The organism is Enterobacter sp. 04-C-12-SI-ECC (genome assembly GCF_047530715.1).
GTDB lineage: Bacteria > Pseudomonadota > Gammaproteobacteria > Enterobacterales > Enterobacteriaceae > Enterobacter > Enterobacter bugandensis.
In genome coordinates this window covers 218,412-239,756 of the sequence record NZ_JBLKDI010000004.1, presented here as the reverse complement: position 1 = coordinate 239,756, position 21,345 = coordinate 218,412, and the positions used below count along the sequence as shown (strand labels likewise).

Annotated in this window: 18 protein-coding genes; 13 read left to right on the top strand and 5 right to left on the bottom strand. The window is 55.6% G+C overall.

What is annotated here, in order from left to right; all coding sequences use genetic code 11:
- Positions 1-175: 175 nt before the first annotated feature.
- The 8 genes from csrD to tldD all read left to right on the top strand — a co-directional run bounded on the left by csrD (position 176) and on the right by tldD (position 12,440).
- On the top strand, positions 176-2,116 hold the full coding sequence (gene csrD / locus ACMWL8_RS09565) for an RNase E specificity factor CsrD (RefSeq protein ID WP_041907831.1): 1,941 nt from the start codon (positions 176-178) through the stop codon (positions 2,114-2,116).
- A gap of 282 nt (positions 2,117-2,398) precedes the next feature.
- Complete coding sequence (gene mreB, locus ACMWL8_RS09560; RefSeq protein WP_000913396.1) at positions 2,399-3,442, top strand: rod shape-determining protein MreB; 1,044 nt, start codon at positions 2,399-2,401, stop codon at positions 3,440-3,442.
- A gap of 61 nt (positions 3,443-3,503) precedes the next feature.
- Positions 3,504-4,520, top strand: coding sequence for a rod shape-determining protein MreC (mreC, locus tag ACMWL8_RS09555; RefSeq protein ID WP_028014605.1), 1,017 nt, complete (start codon positions 3,504-3,506; stop codon positions 4,518-4,520).
- On the top strand, positions 4,520-5,008 hold the full coding sequence (gene mreD, locus ACMWL8_RS09550) for a rod shape-determining protein MreD (RefSeq protein WP_008502849.1): 489 nt from the start codon (positions 4,520-4,522) through the stop codon (positions 5,006-5,008). The genes mreC and mreD overlap by 1 nt, the downstream gene beginning before the upstream one ends.
- 9 nt (positions 5,009-5,017) lie before the next feature.
- Complete coding sequence (locus ACMWL8_RS09545) at positions 5,018-5,611, top strand: Maf family protein (protein ID WP_041907832.1); 594 nt, start codon at positions 5,018-5,020, stop codon at positions 5,609-5,611.
- Positions 5,601-7,070: a ribonuclease G gene (gene rng / locus ACMWL8_RS09540; RefSeq protein WP_008502847.1), complete on the top strand. Its 1,470-nt coding sequence runs from the start codon at positions 5,601-5,603 to the stop codon at positions 7,068-7,070. Before ACMWL8_RS09545 ends, rng begins: the two co-directional genes overlap by 11 nt.
- Positions 7,071-7,112: 42 nt before the next feature.
- Positions 7,113-10,910: an AsmA2 domain-containing protein YhdP gene (gene yhdP / locus ACMWL8_RS09535; RefSeq protein ID WP_045260450.1), complete on the top strand. Its 3,798-nt coding sequence runs from the start codon at positions 7,113-7,115 to the stop codon at positions 10,908-10,910.
- A gap of 84 nt (positions 10,911-10,994) precedes the next feature.
- Positions 10,995-12,440 (top strand): metalloprotease TldD, encoded by a 1,446-nt coding sequence (gene tldD / locus ACMWL8_RS09530; RefSeq protein ID WP_028014602.1) that lies wholly within the window; start codon positions 10,995-10,997, stop codon positions 12,438-12,440.
- 46 nt (positions 12,441-12,486) lie between these two features.
- Here the strand turns inward: tldD and ACMWL8_RS09525 are convergent, their stop codons facing one another.
- The gene (locus ACMWL8_RS09525; protein WP_045260451.1) at positions 12,487-13,101 is read right to left on the bottom strand and encodes a YagU family protein; all 615 of its coding nucleotides are present in this window, start codon (positions 13,099-13,101) and stop codon (positions 12,487-12,489) included.
- Positions 13,102-13,318: 217 nt separating this feature from the next.
- The gene (gene aaeR / locus ACMWL8_RS09520) at positions 13,319-14,245 is read right to left on the bottom strand and encodes an HTH-type transcriptional activator AaeR (protein WP_028014600.1); all 927 of its coding nucleotides are present in this window, start codon (positions 14,243-14,245) and stop codon (positions 13,319-13,321) included.
- A 179-nt stretch (positions 14,246-14,424) separates the two neighbouring features.
- Between aaeR and aaeX the strand changes: the two genes are divergently transcribed.
- The 5 genes from aaeX to ACMWL8_RS09495 all read left to right on the top strand — a co-directional run bounded on the left by aaeX (position 14,425) and on the right by ACMWL8_RS09495 (position 19,403).
- The gene (gene aaeX, locus ACMWL8_RS09515; protein WP_003860416.1) at positions 14,425-14,628 is read left to right on the top strand and encodes a p-hydroxybenzoic acid efflux pump operon protein AaeX; all 204 of its coding nucleotides are present in this window, start codon (positions 14,425-14,427) and stop codon (positions 14,626-14,628) included.
- A 7-nt stretch (positions 14,629-14,635) separates the two neighbouring features.
- Positions 14,636-15,568: a p-hydroxybenzoic acid efflux pump subunit AaeA gene (aaeA, locus tag ACMWL8_RS09510; RefSeq protein WP_028014599.1), complete on the top strand. Its 933-nt coding sequence runs from the start codon at positions 14,636-14,638 to the stop codon at positions 15,566-15,568.
- A 5-nt stretch (positions 15,569-15,573) separates the two neighbouring features.
- On the top strand, positions 15,574-17,541 hold the full coding sequence (gene aaeB / locus ACMWL8_RS09505) for a p-hydroxybenzoic acid efflux pump subunit AaeB (protein WP_045260452.1): 1,968 nt from the start codon (positions 15,574-15,576) through the stop codon (positions 17,539-17,541).
- Positions 17,542-17,630: 89 nt separating this feature from the next.
- Entirely contained in the window at positions 17,631-19,085 is a 1,455-nt protein-coding gene (locus ACMWL8_RS09500; protein ID WP_045260453.1) for an NAD-dependent succinate-semialdehyde dehydrogenase, read from the top strand.
- Between the two features lie 45 nt (positions 19,086-19,130).
- Positions 19,131-19,403 carry a barstar family protein gene (locus ACMWL8_RS09495; RefSeq protein WP_028014596.1) on the top strand — a complete coding sequence of 91 codons (273 nt, stop codon included), beginning with the start codon at positions 19,131-19,133 and terminating at the stop codon, positions 19,401-19,403.
- 61 nt (positions 19,404-19,464) lie between these two features.
- On the opposite strand, the gene yhcN (ACMWL8_RS09490) is transcribed toward ACMWL8_RS09495, so the two are convergent.
- From yhcN (ACMWL8_RS09490) to argR, 3 genes are all read right to left on the bottom strand, one after another.
- Positions 19,465-19,731 carry a peroxide/acid stress response protein YhcN gene (gene yhcN, locus ACMWL8_RS09490; protein ID WP_028014595.1) on the bottom strand — a complete coding sequence of 89 codons (267 nt, stop codon included), beginning with the start codon at positions 19,729-19,731 and terminating at the stop codon, positions 19,465-19,467.
- 110 nt (positions 19,732-19,841) lie between these two features.
- The gene (yhcN, locus tag ACMWL8_RS09485) at positions 19,842-20,105 is read right to left on the bottom strand and encodes a peroxide/acid stress response protein YhcN (RefSeq protein WP_045260454.1); all 264 of its coding nucleotides are present in this window, start codon (positions 20,103-20,105) and stop codon (positions 19,842-19,844) included.
- 375 nt (positions 20,106-20,480) lie between these two features.
- Positions 20,481-20,951: a transcriptional regulator ArgR gene (gene argR, locus ACMWL8_RS09480; protein ID WP_008502836.1), complete on the bottom strand. Its 471-nt coding sequence runs from the start codon at positions 20,949-20,951 to the stop codon at positions 20,481-20,483.
- Between the last annotated feature and the right edge of the window lie 394 nt (positions 20,952-21,345).

Genomic DNA, 21,345 nt, shown 5'->3' with positions numbered 1-21,345 from the left:
CCTCACGGCTCAGATGATTGGAAAAGAGTTCCTGAAGACTATACTCGCTCAGGGTAAAGCAATGCCGATTTAACGCAATAAATTGCCAGATACGCCAGGTTTGGTAGTATGCCGCATTTGAAATGCAAGTTAGCGCTTACTCGCTACCCCATCAACCCACGGAGTAATCTCAAGGATGCGATTAACGACGAAGTTCTCGGCTTTTATCACCCTGCTGACGGGGCTTACCATCTTTGTCACGCTTCTTGGTTGCTCTCTGAGCTTTTATAACGCCATTCAGGACAAACTGGTCAACCGGGTGCAATCCGTTGCGTCGGTCATTGATACGCGTCTGCTGACCACTCCACTTCCTGAGCTATCCCGGGAGCTGGATGAGTTGATGGTGCCGGTTGATATTATTCAGGTCGACATCCAGCAGGGAAAGCATCCGGTTTTAAGCCATGAACGACAGGACAGCTATCGACCTGCGGGCGTGGTGAGCCAGTATCGGGAAGTAACGGTGCACTCCCTCAAAAATCCGGGGATGACCATACACATGGTCTACCTCGATCCGATGGCCAGCTATTTCCGTTCTATGATGACCACCGCGCCGCTCACTGTTGCCGTCGCCTTCATTATTTTGCTGATTTTTCTCGCGGTCCGCTGGCTGCGCCGCCAGCTTTCAGGCCAGGAACTGCTGGAGATCCGCTCCGTGCGTATCCTGAACGGTGAACGCGGCCCGCAGGTTCGCGGCTCGGTCCATGAATGGCCCTCACGCGCCAGCAGCGCGCTGGATACGCTGCTCTCAGAGATCCAGTTTGCCAGCGACCAGCGCAGCCGAATGGATACGCTGATCCGCTCTTATGCCGCGCAGGATAATAAAACCGGCCTGAACAACCGCCTTTTCTTTGACAATCAACTCGCCACGCTGCTCGACGACCCGGAAAAAGTGGGCACGCACGGGGTGGTGATGATGATTCGCCTGCCCGATTTCGATCTGCTGCGCGACACATGGGGGCAGCGGGCGGCGGAAGAAAATCTCTTTACGCTGATCAACCTGCTCTCCACCTTTATTATGCGCTATCCGGGGGCGCTGCTGGCCCGCTACCACCGCAGCGACTTTGCCGTATTGCTGCCGCATCGCACGCTGAAGGAATCAGAAAGCATTGCCAGCCAGCTACTTAAGGCCGTCGACGCGCTGCCGCAGAGCAAAATGCTCGACAGAGACGATATGGTCCATATGGGGATTTGCGCCTGGCGCGGCGGACAGTCGACAGAGCAGGTGATGGAGCATGCGGAAGCGGCCACCCGCAACGCGGTATTGCAAGGGGCGAACGGATGGGCGGTCTATGATGATTCGCTGCCTGAAAAGGGGCGTGGAAACGTGCGCTGGCGTACTTTGATTGAGCAAATGCTGAGTCGCGGCGGGCCGCGTATTTATCAAAAACCGGCGGTCATGAAGAACGGTTTTGTCCACCACCGGGAATTGATGTGCCGTATTTTCGACGGGACGGAAGAGGTTATTTCTGCGGAATATCTGCCGATGGTTCTGCAATTTGGGCTCTCCGAAGAGTATGACCGCCAGCAAATTACACGCTTGATTCCATTTTTATCATTCTGGCCTGAAGAGAATCTGGCGTTACAGGTTACCGTTGAGTCATTAATACGCCCGCGTTTTCAGCGCTGGCTGCGTGATACATTAATGCAATGCGAAAAATCGCAACGCAAACGCATTATTTTTGAACTTGCTGAGGCGGATGTGGGTCAACACATCAGCCGGTTGCGTCCGGTGGTCCGTTTGATCAACGCGCTCGGTGCCCGTGTCGCGGTAACGCAGGCGGGTTTAACGCTGGTCAGTACCAGTTGGATCAAGGAGCTGGATGTGGAGCTATTAAAGCTACATCCGGGGCTGGTAAGGAATATTGAGAAGCGCACGGAAAACCAGCTGCTGGTTCAGAGTCTGGTTGAAGCGTGTAAGGGAACGCGAACACAGGTATTTGCCGCAGGCGTGCGCTCCAGAGGCGAATGGCAGATGTTAACAGAGCGCGGAGTGACGGGCGGTCAGGGCGATTTTTTTGCCGCCTCTCAGCCGCTTGACACCAACGTGAAAAAATATTTGCAAAGATACTCTGTTTGACCTGCCGTTTACGTTGTTTTCACGTAGAATATCGCGCCTGTAGCTTTGAGTATGTCGAGCAAAAAGCCAGTGAACGACCTTTAATGAGTTACAAATATCAGTGAGGAACACGACTGTTTACTCAGCCCTGAGGGAGTCAGGGGATGAATTTGTAACAACAGGAAACGTACTGCACAAATTTTCACCGTTGCAGATGATTTTTGCGCCTTGTCGCTGCTGCGTGTGGTTGGTAAAGTAAGCGGATTTTGTTTTCCGCCCCAGCTTTCAGGATTATCCCTTAGTATGTTGAAAAAATTTCGTGGCATGTTTTCCAATGACCTGTCCATTGACCTGGGTACCGCGAATACCCTTATTTATGTAAAAGGACAAGGCATCGTATTGAATGAGCCTTCTGTTGTGGCCATTCGTCAGGATCGTGCAGGCTCGCCGAAAAGCGTGGCCGCAGTGGGTCATGACGCGAAGCAGATGCTGGGTCGTACCCCTGGCAACATCGCCGCTATTCGCCCAATGAAAGACGGCGTTATCGCTGATTTCTTCGTGACTGAAAAAATGCTTCAGCACTTCATCAAGCAGGTTCACAGCAACAGCTTCATGCGCCCAAGCCCGCGTGTTCTGGTGTGCGTGCCGGTTGGCGCAACCCAGGTAGAACGTCGCGCAATCCGTGAATCTGCCCAGGGTGCAGGCGCACGTGAAGTGTTCCTGATTGAAGAGCCAATGGCTGCGGCAATCGGTGCGGGTCTGCCTGTTTCTGAAGCCACCGGTTCTATGGTGGTGGATATCGGTGGTGGTACCACTGAAGTGGCCGTTATCTCACTGAACGGCGTGGTGTACTCCTCCTCCGTACGTATCGGTGGTGACCGCTTCGATGAAGCCATCATCAATTACGTGCGCCGTAACTACGGCTCTCTGATCGGTGAAGCCACCGCAGAGCGTATCAAACACGAAATCGGTTCTGCGTATCCGGGCGATGAAGTGCGTGAGATCGAAGTGCGTGGCCGTAACCTGGCGGAAGGTGTTCCACGCGGCTTTACCCTGAACTCCAACGAAATTCTGGAAGCACTGCAGGAACCACTGACGGGCATCGTGAGCGCGGTAATGGTTGCGCTGGAACAGTGCCCACCAGAGCTGGCGTCTGACATCTCCGAGCGCGGTATGGTTCTGACCGGTGGTGGTGCGCTGCTGCGTAACCTCGACCGCCTGTTGATGGAAGAGACAGGTATTCCTGTCGTAGTTGCAGAAGATCCACTGACTTGCGTCGCCCGCGGTGGTGGCAAGGCGCTGGAAATGATCGACATGCACGGCGGCGACTTGTTCAGCGAAGAGTAGTCATGGTGAAAGGGTAGCGAATCGCTACCCTTTCTCTCTGACACGAGAATACGCATAGCCTATGAAGCCAATTTTTAGCCGTGGCCCATCGCTACAGTTTCGCCTCATTCTGGCGGTTCTGGTTGCGCTTGGCGTCATTATTGCCGATAGCCGCCTCGGTACGTTCAGCCAGATCCGAACGTACATGGATACCGCCGTCAGTCCTTTCTACTTTATATCAAATGGTCCCCGTGAACTGCTCGACTCCGTTTCTCAAACGCTGTCTTCACGAGACCAGCTCGAACTTGAAAACCGGGCATTACGCCAGGAACTGCTGCTGAAAAACAGCGAACTACTGATGCTTGGGCAATACAAGCAGGAAAACGCGCGTCTGCGTGAACTGCTCGGCTCGCCGCTGCGTCAGGACGAGCAGAAGATGGTTACCCAGGTGATCTCCACCGTGAACGACCCTTACAGCGATCAGGTTGTGATCGACAAAGGGAGCGTGAACGGGGTGTATGAAGGTCAGCCCGTCATCAGTGATAAGGGCGTAGTAGGCCAGGTCGTTGCCGTCGCCAAACTGACCAGCCGCGTGCTGCTGATTTGCGACGCCACCCACGCACTGCCGATCCAGGTCCTGCGTAACGATATCCGCGTGATTGCGGCCGGTAACGGCTGCACGGACGATCTGCAGCTGGAACATCTGCCTGCTAACACGGACATCCGTGTCGGCGACGTGCTGGTGACGTCCGGTCTCGGTGGACGCTTCCCTGAAGGTTATCCGGTTGCGGTGGTCTCTTCGGTTAAGCTGGATACGCAGCGTGCATACACCGTGATTCAGGCCCGTCCAACCGCCGGTTTACAGCGTCTGCGCTATCTGCTGCTGCTCTGGGGTGCCGATCGTAACGGTGCTAACCCGATGACGCCTGAAGAGGTGCATCGCGTGGCGAACGAACGCCTGATGCAGATGATGCCGCAGGTTCTTCCGCCAGCGGACTCTATGGGGCCGCCTGCGCCCGTGCCTGCGCCGGCAACCGGGTTAACGCAGCCGCAGCCTGATGCGCCGCCACCGCCTAAACTCTCTTCGGGAGGGCAGTAGTGGCAAGCTATCGTAGCCAGGGACGCTGGGTCATCTGGCTCTCGTTCCTCATTGCACTGTTGCTGCAGATTATGCCCTGGCCGGATAACATTCTCGTTTTCCGGCCAAACTGGGTCTTGCTCATTTTACTTTACTGGATCCTTGCCCTGCCGCATCGCGTAAATGTCGGCACGGGTTTTGTGATGGGTGCCATACTGGATCTCATTAGTGGCTCTACGCTGGGCGTGCGCGCCCTGTCCATGAGCATTATTGCGTACCTCGTCGCACTGAAATTCCAGCTCTTCCGTAACCTCGCGCTCTGGCAACAGGCCCTGGTCGTGATGCTGTTGTCGCTTGCTGCGGATATCGTTGTTTTCTGGGCAGAGTTTTTAGTGATCAACGTCTCTTTCCGACCGGAAGTGTTCTGGAGTAGTGTAGTAAACGGTGTGCTCTGGCCGTGGCTATTCCTGCTGATGCGTAAGGTTCGCCAGCAGTTTGCTGTGCAATAAAAGGTTTCTATGACGTCTCTGTATCTTGCTTCCGGCTCTCCGCGCCGTCAGGAACTCCTGACGCAGTTAGGGGTCTCTTTTGAACGCATCGTGACCGGCATTGAAGAAAAACGTGCTGAGGGCGAAAGTGCTCAGCAGTACGTGTCTCGCCTGGCACGCGAGAAAGCGCAGGCGGGCGTGGCCTGTGTGCCGCGCGATCTGCCCGTGCTGGGAGCAGATACCATCGTTATCCTTAACGGTGAAGTCCTCGAGAAACCGCATGACGCCGGCCATGCGGCGCGCATGCTGCGCAAGATGTCCGGGCAAACGCACCAGGTGATGACGGCCGTCGCGCTGGCGGACAGCCAGCACGTGCTGGATTGCCTGGTGGTTACGGATGTCACGTTCAGAGTGATTACCGACGACGAGATCGCCGCTTATATTGCCAGCGGTGAACCGATGGATAAAGCAGGTGCATACGGTATTCAAGGGTTGGGTGGCTGTTTTGTCAGGAAGATTAATGGCAGCTATCACGCCGTAGTCGGCTTACCGCTGGTGGAAACGTATGAGTTGCTGAGCAATTTTAACTCACTGCGTGAGGGAAGGGATAATTATGACGGCTGAATTGTTGGTAAACGTAACGCCATCGGAAACCCGTGTGGCCTATATTGACGGTGGCATTCTTCAGGAAATTCATATTGAGCGTGAAGCGCGGCGCGGAATAGTAGGCAATATCTACAAAGGTCGTGTCAGTCGTGTACTGCCGGGTATGCAGGCGGCTTTTGTAGATATTGGACTGGATAAGGCGGCATTTTTACATGCCTCCGACATCATGCCGCACACCGAGTGCGTCGCGGGCGAAGAGCAAAAGCAGTTTGCCGTGCGCGACATTTCCGAGCTGGTGCGTCAGGGCCAGGACTTAATGGTGCAGGTGGTGAAAGATCCCCTTGGCACCAAAGGTGCCCGTCTGACCACCGACATTACCTTACCTTCCCGCTATCTGGTCTTTATGCCCGGCGCGTCGCACGTGGGTGTTTCGCAGCGTATTGAGAGCGAAAGCGAGCGCGAGCGGCTGAAGAAAGTGGTCAGCGCCTACTGCGATGAACAGGGCGGGTTTATTATCCGTACCGCTGCAGAAGGGATCAGCGAAGAAGACCTGGCGTCGGATGCGGCTTACCTGAAGCGCGTCTGGACCAAAGTGATGGAGCGTAAAAAACGCAACCAGACTCGCTACCAGCTATACGGTGAGCTGGCGCTTGCGCAGCGCGTGCTGCGTGATTTTGCCGACGCGCAGCTCGACCGCATCCGCGTGGATTCTCGCCTGACGTATGAAGCGCTGCTGGAGTTTACCGCTGAATACATCCCGGAAATGCCGGGCCTGCTGGAGCATTACACCGGGCGTCAGCCGATCTTCGATCTCTATGATGTCGAAAACGAGATCCAGCGAGCCCTGGAGCGTAAGGTTGAACTGAAGTCCGGCGGCTATCTGATCATCGATCAGACCGAAGCGATGACCACCGTCGATATCAACACCGGCGCGTTTGTCGGTCATCGCAATCTGGACGACACCATCTTCAACACCAACATCGAAGCCACGCAGGCGATTGCGCGTCAGCTTCGTCTGCGCAACCTCGGCGGCATTATCATCATCGACTTTATCGATATGAGTAATGAAGACCATCGTCGTCGTGTGCTGCACTCGCTGGAGCAGGCGCTGAGTAAAGATCGCGTGAAGACCAGCATCAATGGCTTCTCGCAGCTCGGCCTGGTGGAAATGACCCGGAAACGGACCCGCGAAAGCGTGGAACATGTCCTGTGTAATGAGTGTCCAACCTGCCATGGACGCGGAACGGTAAAGACGGTGGAGACGGTCTGCTACGAGATCATGCGTGAAATTGTCCGTGTCCATCATGCCTACGACTCCGATCGTTTTCTGGTCTATGCTTCCCCTGCGGTGGCTGAAGCCCTGAAAGGCGAAGAGTCGCACGCGCTGGCGGAAGTGGAAATCTTTGTCGGCAAACAGGTAAAAGTACAAATTGAACCGCTCTATAACCAGGAGCAGTTTGACGTCGTAATGATGTAAAACGCAGTACGCTGCGTGACGAAAGCTGACAAGGAGAGATGCGTGAGGCGATTGCCGGGGATTTTAGTGCTTACAGGGGCAACGCTGGTCGTGATTGTCGCGTTGCTCGTGAGCGGGCTACGCCTCGTTTTACCGCATCTGGACAGCTGGCGTCCGCAGCTGCTGGCGAAAATCGAATCCACCACCGGCGTGCCGGTCGACGTAAGCCAGGTTAGCGCCAGCTGGCAGAATTTTGGCCCGACGCTGGATGTCCGTGACATCAACGCCAGCCTGAAAGATGGCGGTCATCTCAAAATCAAACGCGTAACCCTGGCGCTGGACGTCTGGCAAAGCCTGCTACATCTGCGCTGGCAGTTTCGCGATCTCACCTTTTATCAACTCCAGTTTCTGACCAATACGCCGCTGACGGGCGGTGATAACAATCAGGGCCTGGAAGCCAACCGCTTCAGCGATCTCTTCCTCCGCCAGTTCGATCATTTCGATCTGCGCGACAGCGAAGTGAGCTTTATTACCCTTTCTGGCCAGCGCGCCGAACTGGCGATCCCGCAGCTGACCTGGCTTAACGGCAAGGATCGACACCGCGCCGAAGGGCAGGTCAATCTTTCCAGCCTGAACGGCCAGCACGGCGTCATGCAGGTGCGTATGGACTTGCGTGACGATGACGGCCTGTTAAACAACGGCAAAGTCTGGCTGCAGGCCGACGATGTGGATGTAAAGCCCTGGCTCGGTGACTGGCTGCAGCAAAACATGCAGCTGGAAACCGCCCGTTTCAGCCTTGAGGGCTGGATGACCCTGACGAAAGGGAAATTTGCCAGCGGCGATATCTGGCTGAAGCAAGGGGGCGCGAGCTGGAAGGGTGAAAGACAGCAGCATCAGCTTTCCGTCGATAACCTCACCGCGCACGTGACGCAGGAAAAAGAGGGCTGGCAGTTCGCCATCCCGGATACGCGCATCACGATGGACGGCAAGCCGTGGCCGCGCGGTGCGTTGACGCTGGCCTGGATGCCGGAGCAGGACGTGGGCGGCGCGGCGAGTAAACGCAGCGATGAGCTGCGCATCCGCGCCAGTAACCTGGATCTGGCGGCCATTGAAGGCCTGCGCTCCATGGCGGCAAAGCTCTCTCCGGACCTGGGCGAGATCTGGCTGGCAACGCAGCCGAGCGGAAAAATTGATTCTCTGGCGCTGGATATCCCGCTTCAGGCGACGGAAAAAACCCGTTTCCAGGCAACATGGAAAGATCTTGCCTGGAAGCAGTGGAAGATGCTGCCGGGCGCGGAGCATTTCAGCGGCAAGCTGGAAGGAAGCGTGGAGAACGGCAGGCTGACGGCCGATATGCACAACGCAAAAATGCCTTACGAGACGGTCTTCCGCGCGCCGCTGGAAATTGAACAGGGCAGCGCGGTGCTTAACTGGCTCCGTAACGATAAGGGCTTCCAGCTTGATGGTCGCCATATCGACGTCAAAGCCAAAGCGGTACACGCGCGGGGTGACTTCCGCTATTTACAGCCGCAGGGTGACGAACCGTGGCTGGGCATTCTGGCCGGGATCAGTACCGATGACGGTTCTCAGGCCTGGCGCTATTTCCCGGAAAATCTGATGGGTAAAGCGCTGGTCGACTATCTGAGCGGCGCAATTCAGGGCGGTCAGGCGGAAAACGCCACGCTGGTCTACGGCGGTAACCCGCATCTTTTCCCGTACAAACATAATGAGGGGCAGTTCCAGGTGCTGGTGCCGCTGCACGACGCCACCTTCGCGTTCCAGCCGGGCTGGCCCGCGCTGAAAAACCTGGATATCGAGCTTAACTTCCTCAACGACGGATTATGGATGAAGGCGGACAGCGTTGCGCTGGGAGGCGTAACGGCCAGCAACCTGACGGCCAACATCCCGGACTACTCAAAAGAGAAGCTGCTGATTGATGCCGACATCAACGGCCCGGGGAAAGCGGTGGGGCCGTACTTTGAGGAGACGCCACTCAAAGAGTCGCTGGCGGCGACCCTTCAGCAGCTCCAGCTCGATGGCGATGTGAATGCTCGCTTACATCTTGATATCCCGCTGGACGGTGAAATGACCACCGCCAAAGGTGACGTCCGTCTGAAGAACAACAGCCTGTACATTAAACCGCTTGATAGCACCTTGAAAGACCTCAGCGGACAGTTCAGCTTTGTGAACGGTAATTTGAAAAGCGAGCCGCTGACCGCCAGCTGGTTTAATCAGCCGGTGAATATCGACTTCTCAACAGCCGAGGGGCAAAAGGCTTATCAGGTGGCCGTTAATCTGGACGGCAACTGGCAGCCGTCGCGTATGGACGTCCTGCCGAAGCCGATTGAGGCGTCAGTAGCGGGCGCGGTCGCCTGGCAGGGCAAAGTGGCAATCGACCTGCCTTATCACGCGGGTGCACACTATAAGGTCGACATTACGGGTGACCTGAAGAATCTTCAAAGCCAGCTGCCTGCGCCGCTGGATAAACAGGCCGGACAGCCGCTGCCGGTGAAGCTTAACGTGGATGGCAATCTGGACAGCTTCGCGCTGACCGGAAGCGCGGGCGGAACAAACCACTTTAACAGCCGCTGGCTGCTTAACCGCAAGCTTACCCTCGACAAAGCTATCTGGACGACGGACAGCAAAACCACGCCGCCGTTGCCGGAGCATGCGGGCATTGAGCTGAATCTCCCGCCGATGGACGGCGCGGAGTGGCTGGCGCTGTTCCAGAAAGGCGTTGGGCAAAACGTTGATGAGGCCGCCCAGTTCCCCCAGACCATTACCGTACGTACGCCGTCGCTGATGCTGGGCGGACAGCAGTGGAACAATCTGAGCATTGTCTCCCAGCCAACCGCTAACGGCTCAAAAGTGGAGGCGCAGGGCCGGGAAATCAACGGTACGCTAACCATGCGCAATAACGCGCCGTGGCAGGCAGCGATCCGCTATCTCTACTACAACCCGGCTGCCGCGAGTAAAGATAAACCGGCGAATACATCGCCGCTGAGTAATACTACCCGCGTCGATTTTAGCGGCTGGCCCGATCTGCAGCTGCGCTGCGCGGAGTGCTGGCTGTGGGGGCAAAAATATGGCCGTATCGACGGTGATTTTGCCATCCAGGGGAATACGCTCAAGCTCTCCGGCGGATTGATCGACACCGGCTTTGGCCGCATGACGGCGGGTGGAGAGTGGGTGAATAACCCGGGCGAGCAGCGCACGTCCCTGAAGGGCGACATTAAAGGCAACAAGCTGGATGCGGCAGCCAACTTCTTTGGCATCAGCACGCCGCTGCGCGGCTCCTCGTTTAACGTTAATTACGATCTTCACTGGCGTGCCGCGCCGTGGACACCGGACGAAGCGTCACTGAACGGTATTCTGAAAACACACTTTGGCAAAGGTGAAATCGCCGACGTGAGCACGGGGCGTGCCGGGCAGATCCTGCGCCTGCTGAGTTTTGATGCGCTGCTTCGCAAGCTGCGCTTCGATTTCAGCGACACCTTCAGCGAAGGTTTCTATTACGATTCCATCCGCAGTACGGCGTGGATCAAGGACGGCGTTCTGCACACGGACGACACGCTGGTGGATGGGCTGGAAGCGGACATCGCCATGAAAGGCTCGGTCAACCTCGTGCGTCGCGAGCTGGATATGGAAGCCGTGGTGGCGCCGGAAATTTCCGCCAGCGTGGGCGTGGCGGCGGCCTTTGTGGTTAACCCGATTGTCGGTGCGGCGGTGTTTGCCGCCAGTAAAGTGCTGGGGCCGCTGTGGAGCAAGGTCTCCATTCTGCGCTACCGCATTACCGGTCCGGTGGATAAACCGCAGATTAACGAGGTGCTGCGCCAGCCGCGCAAAGATGCACAGCAATGATTTGACGTGGGCTGGTAATTGCCTCACTCTCAATAAATACGATCTTTATACCGCCACGGGCGGCAACGAACGAGTAGCAATACGATGAGTCTGAACCTGGTAAGTGAACATTTGCTCGCAGCGAACGGCCTGAGCCATCAGGACCTGTTCTCCATTCTTGGTCAACTGACCGAACGCCGTCTCGACTACGGCGATCTCTATTTCCAGTCGAGCTATCACGAATCCTGGGTTTTAGAAGACAGCATCATCAAAGATGGCTCATATAACATTGACCAGGGCGTCGGCGTGCGCGCCATCAGCGGTGAAAAAACCGGTTTTGCCTATGCCGACCAGATTAGCCTGGCCGCGCTTGAGCAGAGCGCGCAGGCCGCGCGTACCATTGTGCGCGATGCCGGCGACGGTCGCGTGAAAACCCTGGGTGAAGTGCAGCACTCCGCGCTTTATACCAGCATCGACCCGCTGCAGAGCATGAGCCGCGAAGAGAAGCTGGACATCCTGCGCCGCGTGGACAAAGTGGCGCGCGCTGCCGACAAACGTGTTCAGGAAGTTTCCGCCAGCCTGAGCGGTGTGTATGAACTGATTCTGGTGGCGGCAACGGACGGTACGCTGGCGGCCGATGTGCGTCCGCTGGTGCGTCTCTCCATCAGCGTGCAGGTCGATGACAACGGCAAACGCGAGCGCGGCTCAAGCGGCGGCGGCGGTCGTTTCGGCTATGACTGGTTCCTGGGTGATGTTGACGGCGAAGCGCGCGCTGACGCGTGGGCTAAAGAAGCCGTGCGCATGGCGCTGGTGAATCTTAATGCTGTTGCGGCGCCGGCCGGGACATTCCCGGTGGTGCTGGGCGCAGGCTGGCCGGGCGTGCTGCTGCACGAAGCGGTGGGCCACGGTCTGGAAGGCGATTTTAACCGTCGCGGGACGTCCGTGTTCAGCGGCCAGATCGGACAGCTCGTCTCCTCTGAGCTTTGCACCGTAGTGGATGATGGCACCATGCTTGACCGCCGCGGCTCGATTTCTATCGACGATGAAGGTACGCCAGGCCAGTACAACGTGCTGATCGAAAACGGCGTGCTGAAAGGCTACATGCAGGACAAACTCAACGCGCGCCTGATGGGCGTAGCGCCAACGGGTAACGGCCGCCGTGAATCTTACGCGCACCTGCCGATGCCGCGCATGACCAACACCTATATGCTGCCGGGCAAATCCACGCCGCAGGAGATTATCGAATCCGTGGATTACGGTATCTTTGCGCCAAACTTTGGCGGCGGCCAGGTGGATATCACCTCCGGTAAGTTTGTCTTCTCGACTTCAGAAGCGTACCTGATTGAGAAGGGCAAAGTGACCAAAGCGGTGAAGGGCGCAACCCTGATTGGCTCCGGCATTGAAGCGATGCAGCAGATTTCCATGGTCGGTAACGATCTGAAGCTGGATAACGGCGTGGGTGTTTGCGGTAAAGAAGGCCAGAGCTTGCCGGTTGGCGTGGGTCAGCCAACGCTGAAAGTGGATAATCTGACGGTGGGTGGCACGGCCTGACCTGAGCAAACATAAAAAATGGCGCTACAGATGTAGCGCCTTTTTTTTAACGTACGTTACCCAGCGGTATCTCCGGATCCGGCTCGTGAGTAATGCGGTTACGCAAGTCACGTCGAATGATTTCGATCGACCAGAACCAGACCAGATGACCCACGATCTCTGACACGTGTTCATACCAGGGCAGATCAAACAGCGGTGGCGTCAGCCCCATCAGCGGGAAGGAGAGCATGTGTACAAAAAGCTGTGCCAATGCACCCGCCAGCAAACCCTGCCAGAGTTTAATTTTCGGGAAGACTTCTGCAACGACACAATACCCAACCGCGAAGACGATTGAGAAAATAATATGCGTTACGCCGACCCAGTTAAATATATGTCCGGCAAAGGTATAAACTGCTGCGTTAGGATCAACTACGCCCAGCCAGTCGCGTAAAAAAACATAGGGTGGATTTAAAAAATTGCGGGAGCAATCAATTTGGCCTGCGGCTCTTATTAATTGCTCAGGGCCGCATGCGCCGGTAAATAAATCGGTGGGACTGCGTGGCGGGAGTGGTACCTCGGCTCCCCATTTGACAAACGCGGAGACAATTCCTGCAATTAAGCCAATGAACGCGGCGAGTCCGTAGCGCCTGCGTGACGGCGGTGTTTGTTCAAATAGATTCATTTCGTTTCCTTGTTTAACGTCATCCTGCGAAATACATTTTATTATTCAAATCAGCAACAAAATAATAACAGTCTGAATGTCAGACTGTTTATAAGGTAAAGGGCAGGCGGCGGCAGTGTCAATTCGCTATTCCTGATAGAAGCTAAAGAATATTCCTGGATGAAGGCCGGCTTCATCCTGAAATATTAATGGCGCGGATATTTCAGAAATTAATTATTTATTCCTTTCTTCTTCCGCGCATTCCCTGAAACAGCTCTGCTACGTCGACAAAATAGTCCGTCAGATAGTTAATACAAACCTGCACCTTCAGCGGCAGCTTGTCCTTCTCGGTATACAGGGCGTAGACCGGGCGTGGATCGGACTGATAGCGCGGGAAGAGGATCTCCAGCACGCCGCTGTTGATCTCATTGATCACCCACATCAGCGGCACGTAGGCGATCCCGGCGCCGGCCACCAGCCAGCGCGAAATGGTCATCGGATCGTTGGTGACGAACCGGCCTTCCGGCAGCAGCCTGGTGGAGATCCCTTCCGGAGCAATCAGCTCAAATTCATTATCGGGGCGGACGCTGTACTCCAGCCAGGAGTGGTTAGCGAGATCGGCAGGTTTCTCCGGCACACCGTACTGCGCCAGATAGCTCTTCGAGGCACAGACCACCATCGGCATGCTTCCGAGGCGACGCGAGAACAGGCTGGAGTCCTGCAACGCGCCAACGCGGATCACCACGTCTAAACCATCGGCGATCAGGTCTGGGGCAGGGATGCCCGTCACCAGATTGACGGTAAGCCCAGGGTACTCTTTCAGCATGTCCGCCGTCATGGCAGCGAGAACATTTTGTGCCATAGTTGAAGAACACCCTATACGCAGCGTGCCGATGGGCGTGTTGTTAAAGGCATAGAGTTGCTCGTGAACATCCTGCACTTCATGCAGCATGCGGCGACAGCCCTGATAGTAAATTTTACCGGCTTCCGTCAACCCGATGCTGCGTGTGCTGCGGTTGAGCAGCTTAACCTGAAGCTCATCTTCCAGTTTGGACACCGTCTGGCTGATGGATGAGACGCTCATCTGAAGCTGGCGCGCAGCGGCGGTAAATGAGCCGAGTTCAACCACTTTGGCGAAGACGGACATGCGTTTTAAACGTTCCATTGTTCACTCTGGCTTAAAAGTGATTTAGATCACATATGATAGATAACAGCATAACAGTTACGTTAATATATTATTAATTACATAACGGCTGCGCCATTCTCGCCCTGCGTTTCTAGCTCTCCTGCGATGGCGTGCGCTAAAAAATTCTGAAGCCTGCACTCTCTCTTATCAAGGTCAACATGAGTCTGTTTCCCGTTATCGTGGTGTTCGGTCTGTCGTTCCCACCGATATTTTTCGAGCTTCTTTTATCACTGGCGATCTTCTGGCTGGTGCGCAAGGTGCTGGTCCCGACTGGGATCTACGATTTCGTCTGGCACCCTGCATTGTTCAATACCGCGCTGTATTGCTGCCTGTTTTACCTGATATCGCGCATGTTTGTCTGAGGTTGATGTGAAAACGCTAACAAGAAAAATCTCCCGCACCGCCATTACCATGGCGCTGGTTATCCTCGCGTTCATCGCTATTTTTCGCGCCTGGGTTTATTACACCGAATCACCGTGGACGCGTGACGCGCGCTTTAGCGCCGATGTGGTGGCAATTGCCCCCGACGTGGCCGGCCTTATCACGGCGGTTAACGTTCACGATAACCAGCTGGTGAAGAAAGATCAGGTCCTGTTCACCATCGACCAGCCTCGTTACCAGAAGGCGCTGGAGGAAGCAGAAGCAGACGTGGCCTATTACCAGGCGCTGGCCGCAGAGAAACGCCGTGAGGCAGGCCGTCGTAACCAGCTTGGCGTTCAGGCCATGTCCCGCGAAGAGATTGACCAGTCCAACAACGTGCTGCAAACCGTGCTGCACCAGTTAGCGAAAGCGCAGGCAACGCGCGATCTGGCGAAGCTCGACCTGGAGCGTACCGTGATCCGCGCGCCGGCCGATGGCTGGGTGACCAACCTGAACGTCTATGCTGGGGAGTTTATCACCCGTGGCTCAACCGCCGTGGCGCTGGTTAAACAGAACTCCTTCTACGTGCTCGCCTATATGGAAGAGACCAAGCTGGAGGGCGTTCGTCCGGGATATCGCGCAGAAGTCACGCCGCTTGGCAGCAACCGCGTCTTTAAAGGTACCGTCGACAGCGTCGCCGCAGGGGTAACCAACTCCAGCAGCTCTAACGATGCCAAAGGGATGGCGACGGTGGATTCTAACCTGGAGTGGGTGCGTCTGGCGCAGCGCGTGCCGGTACGTATTCATCTGGATGAGCAGCAGGGCAATCTGTGGCCAGCGGGTACCACGGCGACGGTGGTGATCACCGGAGAAAAAGATCGGGATGCCAGCCAGGACTCCCTCTTCCGTAAAATTGCCCATCGCCTGCGCGAGTTTGGTTAATCGCCATGGGTATCTTTTCCATCGCCAGTCAGCACATTCGCTTCGCCGTGAAGCTGGCGTGCGCCATCGTGCTGGCGCTGTTCGTTGGCTTCCACTTCCAGCTTGAAACCCCTCGCTGGGCGGTGCTGACCGCCGCGATTGTCGCGGCGGGCCCTGCCTTCGCCGCGGGTGGAGAACCCTACTCTGGTGCGATCCGCTATCGCGGGATGCTGCGTATCATCGGGACGTTTATCGGCTGTTTCGCGGCGCTGACCATTATTATTCTGATGATCCGCACGCCGCTGCTGATGCTAATGGTATGCTGCATCTGGGCGGGCTTCTGCACCTGGGTCTCGTCTCTGGTAAAAGTCGAGAATTCCTACGCCTGGGGGCTGGCGGGCTATACCGCGCTGATCATTGTCATCACCATCCAAAGCGAACCGCTGCTCGCGCCGCAGTTTGCCGTGGAGCGCTGCAGCGAGATTGTGATTGGTATTGTCTGCGCGATCGTGGCTGACCTGCTTTTCTCCCCGCGCTCGATCAAGCAAGAGGTGGATCGCGAGCTGGACGCGCTGATCGTTGCCCAGTACCAGCTGATGCAGCTGTGCATTAAACACGGCGACAGTGAAGAGGTGGATAAAGCCTGGAGCGGGCTGGTTCGTCGTACGCAGGCGCTGGAAGGGATGCGCAGCAACCTCAATATGGAGTCGTCTCGCTGGGCGCGGGCGAATCGTCGCCTTAAAGCCCTGAATACCGTCTCCTTAACGCTGATTACCCAGGCCTGCGAAACCTATCTCATCCAGAACACCCGCCCGGAAGTGGTCACCGATACGTTCCGCGAACTGTTTGCCGAGCCGGTAGAGACCGTACAGGACGTGCATAAGCAGCTTAAGCGCATGCGCCGGGTGATTGCCTGGACCGGGGAGCGCGAGACGCCGGTGACAATCTACACCTGGGTTGGGGCCGCAACGCGCTATCTGCTGCTTAAGCGCGGCGTGATCGGTAACACCAAAATCAGTGCGGCGGAAGAAGAGGTGCTCCAGGGCGAAGTGGTGATCAAGGCGGAGTCTGCCGAGCGCCATCACGCGATGGTCAACTTCTGGCGTACCACGCTTGCCTGTATGCTCGGCACGCTGTTCTGGCTGTGGACGGGCTGGACGTCCGGCAGCGGCGCGATGGTGATGATTGCCGTCGTGACCGCACTGGCGATGCGTCTGCCTAACCCGCGCATGGTCGCCATTGATTTCCTCTACGGCACCATCGCCGCGCTGCCGATAGGCGCGCTCTATTTCCTGGTCATCATCCCGTCGACGCAGCAGAGCATGCTGCTGCTCTGTATTAGCCTGGCGGTGATGGCGTTCTTTATCGGCATTGAAGTGCAAAAGCGCCGCCTGGGATCGCTGGGGGCGCTGGCGAGTACGATTAACATCATCGTGCTGGATAACCCGATGACCTTCCACTTCAGCCAGTTCCTCGACAGCGCGCTGGGTCAGCTGGTGGGCTGCTTCCTGGCGATGATGGTGATTCTGCTGGTCCGGGATAACTCGCAGGCGCGGACGGGGCGCGTATTGCTGAACCAGTTTGTATCGGCTGCCGTGTCGTCGATGACTACCAATACCGCGCGTCGTAAAGAGAACCACCTGCCCGCGCTCTACCAGCAGCTGTTTTTACTGCTGAACAAGTTCCCGGGCGACATAGCGAAGTTCCGCCTGGCGTTAACCATGATCATCGCGCACCAGCGTCTGCGCAACGCGCCGGTGCCGATCAACGACGATCTCTCGGCCTTCCACCGTCAGCTGCGTCGTACCGCCGACCATGTGCTTTCCGCCAGCAGTGACGACAAACGCCGTCGTTACTTTACCCAACTGCTTGAAGAACTGGATATTTATCAGGAAAAGCTCAAGCACTGGCAAGCGCCGCAACAGGTGACCGAGCCGGTAGGGCGGCTGGTGTTTATGCTGCATCGCTACCAGAATGCCCTCACGGATAACTGACTGAAGTAAAAAAACCGACGCCAAAAGCGCCGGTTTTTTTGTGGCTATACTTATTCCAGCACGTACTTACATTCAGGAAGGGAGGACACATGACGACTCAGGCGCTTCAGGACAACACCCTTTTTCAGACCGGCTATCTGGTCGACGGCATCTGGAAAACGCTGGACACAACGTTTGATGTGCTAAACCCCGCGACCGGTGAGGTCATCGCTAAAGTTGCGAAAGCGGGTAAAGCGCAAACCGAAGAAGCGATCGCAGCGGCCACCAAAGCCTTCCCGGCATGGCGTGCCAAAACCGCGAAAGAGCGTTCGGCGATTCTGTACCGCTGGTACGAACTGATTATTGAAAATAAAAGCTGGCTCGGGCGGTTAATGACCACCGAGCAGGGCAAGCCCCTGAAAGAGGCGGAAGGGGAAGTGGAGTATGCCGCCAGCTTTATCCAGTGGTTTGCCGAAGAGGCCAAGCGCGCGAACGGTGAAATTATTCCGCCAATCAAGCCCGGCTCGCGCATTCTGGCGACCCGTGAGCCCATCGGCGTCGTCGCGGCCATCACGCCGTGGAACTTCCCGATGGCGATGCTCACCCGCAAGCTAGGCCCGGCGCTGGCAGCCGGGTGTACCGGTGTCATCAAACCGGCCAATAACACGCCGCTCAGCGCCTTTGCACTGCTGACGCTGGCAAAACAGGCGGGCGTGCCCGACGGTGTGCTCAACGCGGTGGCCGGAAATACCCATGAAATCAGCGATGCGATCATGGCCAGCCACGACGTGCGTAAAATCTCCTTTACCGGTTCGACCTCCGTCGGCAAAACGCTGGTGCGTAACGCCGCAGAAACCATGAAAAAAGTCTCGATGGAGCTGGGGGGAAATGCTCCGTATATCGTCTTTGAGGATGCCGACATCGAGGCTGCGGTAAAAGGCGCGATTGCCAATAAATTCCGCAATGCCGGGCAGGTCTGCGTCAGCGTGAACCGCTTCTACATCCAGGAAACCGTCTACGACAAGTTTGTGAATAAGCTCGCAGATGCGGTTAATGCCCTTAAGGTGGGGAATGGCCTTGAGGACGGCGTCGTCGTCGGGCCGCTGATTGAATCCGCCGCGGTCGACAAGGTCCGTGAGCATGTTGAAGATGCTGTCGCACGAGGGGCGACCGTGCTGGCGGGCGGCAAACCCCATCCGCTGGGCGGTAATTTCTGGATGCCAACCGTGCTGGGCGACTGTCACGAAGGCATGAAGCTGGCAGAAGAAGAGACGTTTGGTCCGGTTGCGGCGTGTTTCCGCTTCACCTCGGAAGATGAAGTCATCCAGCGTGCGAATAACACGCCTTACGGGCTGGCAGCTTACTTCTACACCCAGAACCTTTCTCGGGTTTTCCGCGTTTCACAGGCCATCGAGAGCGGGATGATTGGCATTAACGAGTGCGCCGTTTCCACCGAGCTGGGGCCTTTTGGCGGCGTAAAAGAGTCCGGTCTTGGACGTGAGGGATCCGTGCTGGGGCTGGAAGAGTATCTGGAAGTTAAAACCCTGCATATCGGGGGATTATAATAGACTGGGCGGCATCTGCCGCCCGCCTGGACTGGGTGGCTGGCAATGAAAACCTATACTTTTGATTTTGACGAAATCGACAGTCAGGAAGACTTTTATCGGGAATTTATCCGGGCGTTTGATCTTGAACGGGAAAGCGTGACCAATCTGGATACGCTGTGGGACGTGGTCACCGGCAGCATGCTGCCGCTACCGCTGGAGATTGAGTTTATCCATCTGCCCGATAAGCTGCGCAGACGTTTCGGCGCGCTGATATTACTCTTCGATGAAGCGGAGGAAGAGCTTGAAGGACAGCTTCGCTTTAACGCGCGGCATTAAATGAAAAAAGCCCCTGACCACGAGGCCAGGGGCAAGTCGTATGATGAGATACGACGAGGGTTTATTTATAAAGTTCAGCCGTGGCGTGCCAGTGGTCACCCTGATTCAGTTCGGTGACGCGATAGCTGCTGGCGCCTGCTTTTTCAGCTTTGGCGGCAAGCTCCTGACGAATGTCCATCGGGGAGCCGGTGACTGACGTCACGGAGACGCTGCCCATTGGCTGCAGATTTTGTGCCTGATCGGCATTCACTTGCTGTACGGCTGCGCTTGCGCCGAAAGAGAGAGCGGATGCCAGACCCAGGGTTGCGATGATCAATTTGGTTTTCATAGTCTTTACTCCTGAACAGGTTTTTTGCTCAACGGCGAGAAGGGTTGAACTGCTATTTTTATGCCTGGTGCCGTTGAGTGGAGAGTTATGTCTTCAGTGATTACTTAAACTTATTTGTACAGCTCGGCGGTGGCGTGCCAGTGGTCACCGGAACGCGCTTCGATAATGCGATAGGATGACGCACCTTTTTCTTCCGCTTTTTTGTTCAGCATCTCATGCATGTCCATTGGAGACGTGCCAATAGCGCCGACAGAAACCGTACCGATTGCCTCACGGGATTGCGCCTGGTCAGCATTAATAGCGTCAGCCGCGAAAGCACCGAAGGACAGGACAGACAGGACGCTCAGCGCCGCTACAGTAGTTTTGATTTTCATGATTCTTACCTCGTCGAATTTTTTAGTGGGGTCTTGTTTCGTGACCCTCATCACAAAATCAAGTATACACTAATAACGTAAAAAATTAATACCAGACTAATGGTTTCCCTTGTTATTACGTGTTAAACACGCTTTTTTTTATAACCTAATTGCATAATGCTGGGTGTTTTATGAGCAATTTGTGTTGGCATTTATAAGAAAATCATAGGGATAATGCTTTTTGATTTTTTGTGCGATTTGCGGGATTGCTATTCACTGGATGAATGTTAATGAGTGGTAAAAAGCACTAATTGTCAAAGCAAGGGCAGTGAAATAAAGGGGGAAATGATGCGAGAGCAGAATGATCCCCGCAGCGGCGCTACGGGGGAGGGCGCATTACAGTTCCTGTTCGAACAGAACCAGAATCGCTTCGTGGAGATCCTTCACGGAGAAACCGCTAGCCGGGGTGGTAAAGATGGTGTCATCACCGGCAATGGTGCCGAGAATACCCTCTGTTTTACCTAACGAGTCCAGCATGCGGGCAATCAGCTGCGCGGCACCCGGGCTTGTGTGGATGACCACAACGGCGTCGTTATAGTCGATATCCAGAACCAAATTCTTGAGCGGGCTGGAGGTGGTCGGCACGCCAAGTTCAGCCGGCAGGCAATAGACCATCTCCATCTTGGCGTTGCGGGTACGCACCGCGCCAAACTTGGTTAACATGCGGGAGACTTTCGACTGGTTGATGTTATCGAAGCCTTGTTCCTGCAGCGCCTGAACAATTTCTCCCTGAGAACTGAATTTCTCTTCTTTAAGTAGCGCCTTAAACGCTTTTACCAATTCTTCTTGCTTAGACGAGCTTCGCATAAGTCACCCGGAATATGACGAAAGAAACAACATTATTATGCATGTGGATGAATTTTTATGCAAATTATCTGCTCAACGGCAGGCTGAAATAATGTTATGAAAGGGAGTGATTTTATCAGATTTCGTTATCAGAAAACATGCCTGGGTCACGCCGCGCAAATAAGCTTAAAAGTAAATTAAATGTTATCAAAATGATGTTGTTTTGGTGGCGTGGCAGGGTGTATTGTAACCACCTCTTAATTCGTTGCCATCTGTCGTCAGATAGCTTTCTGGTGAGAGATAAAGTCGTGTGACCTCAAATTCTTTAGCTTCGAAAATTGTAATTAAAGACATGCTGATTTAAGGTCGCGGCAACGGATTTACAGATACTTAAGTTAACCATAATAAGGAGTTT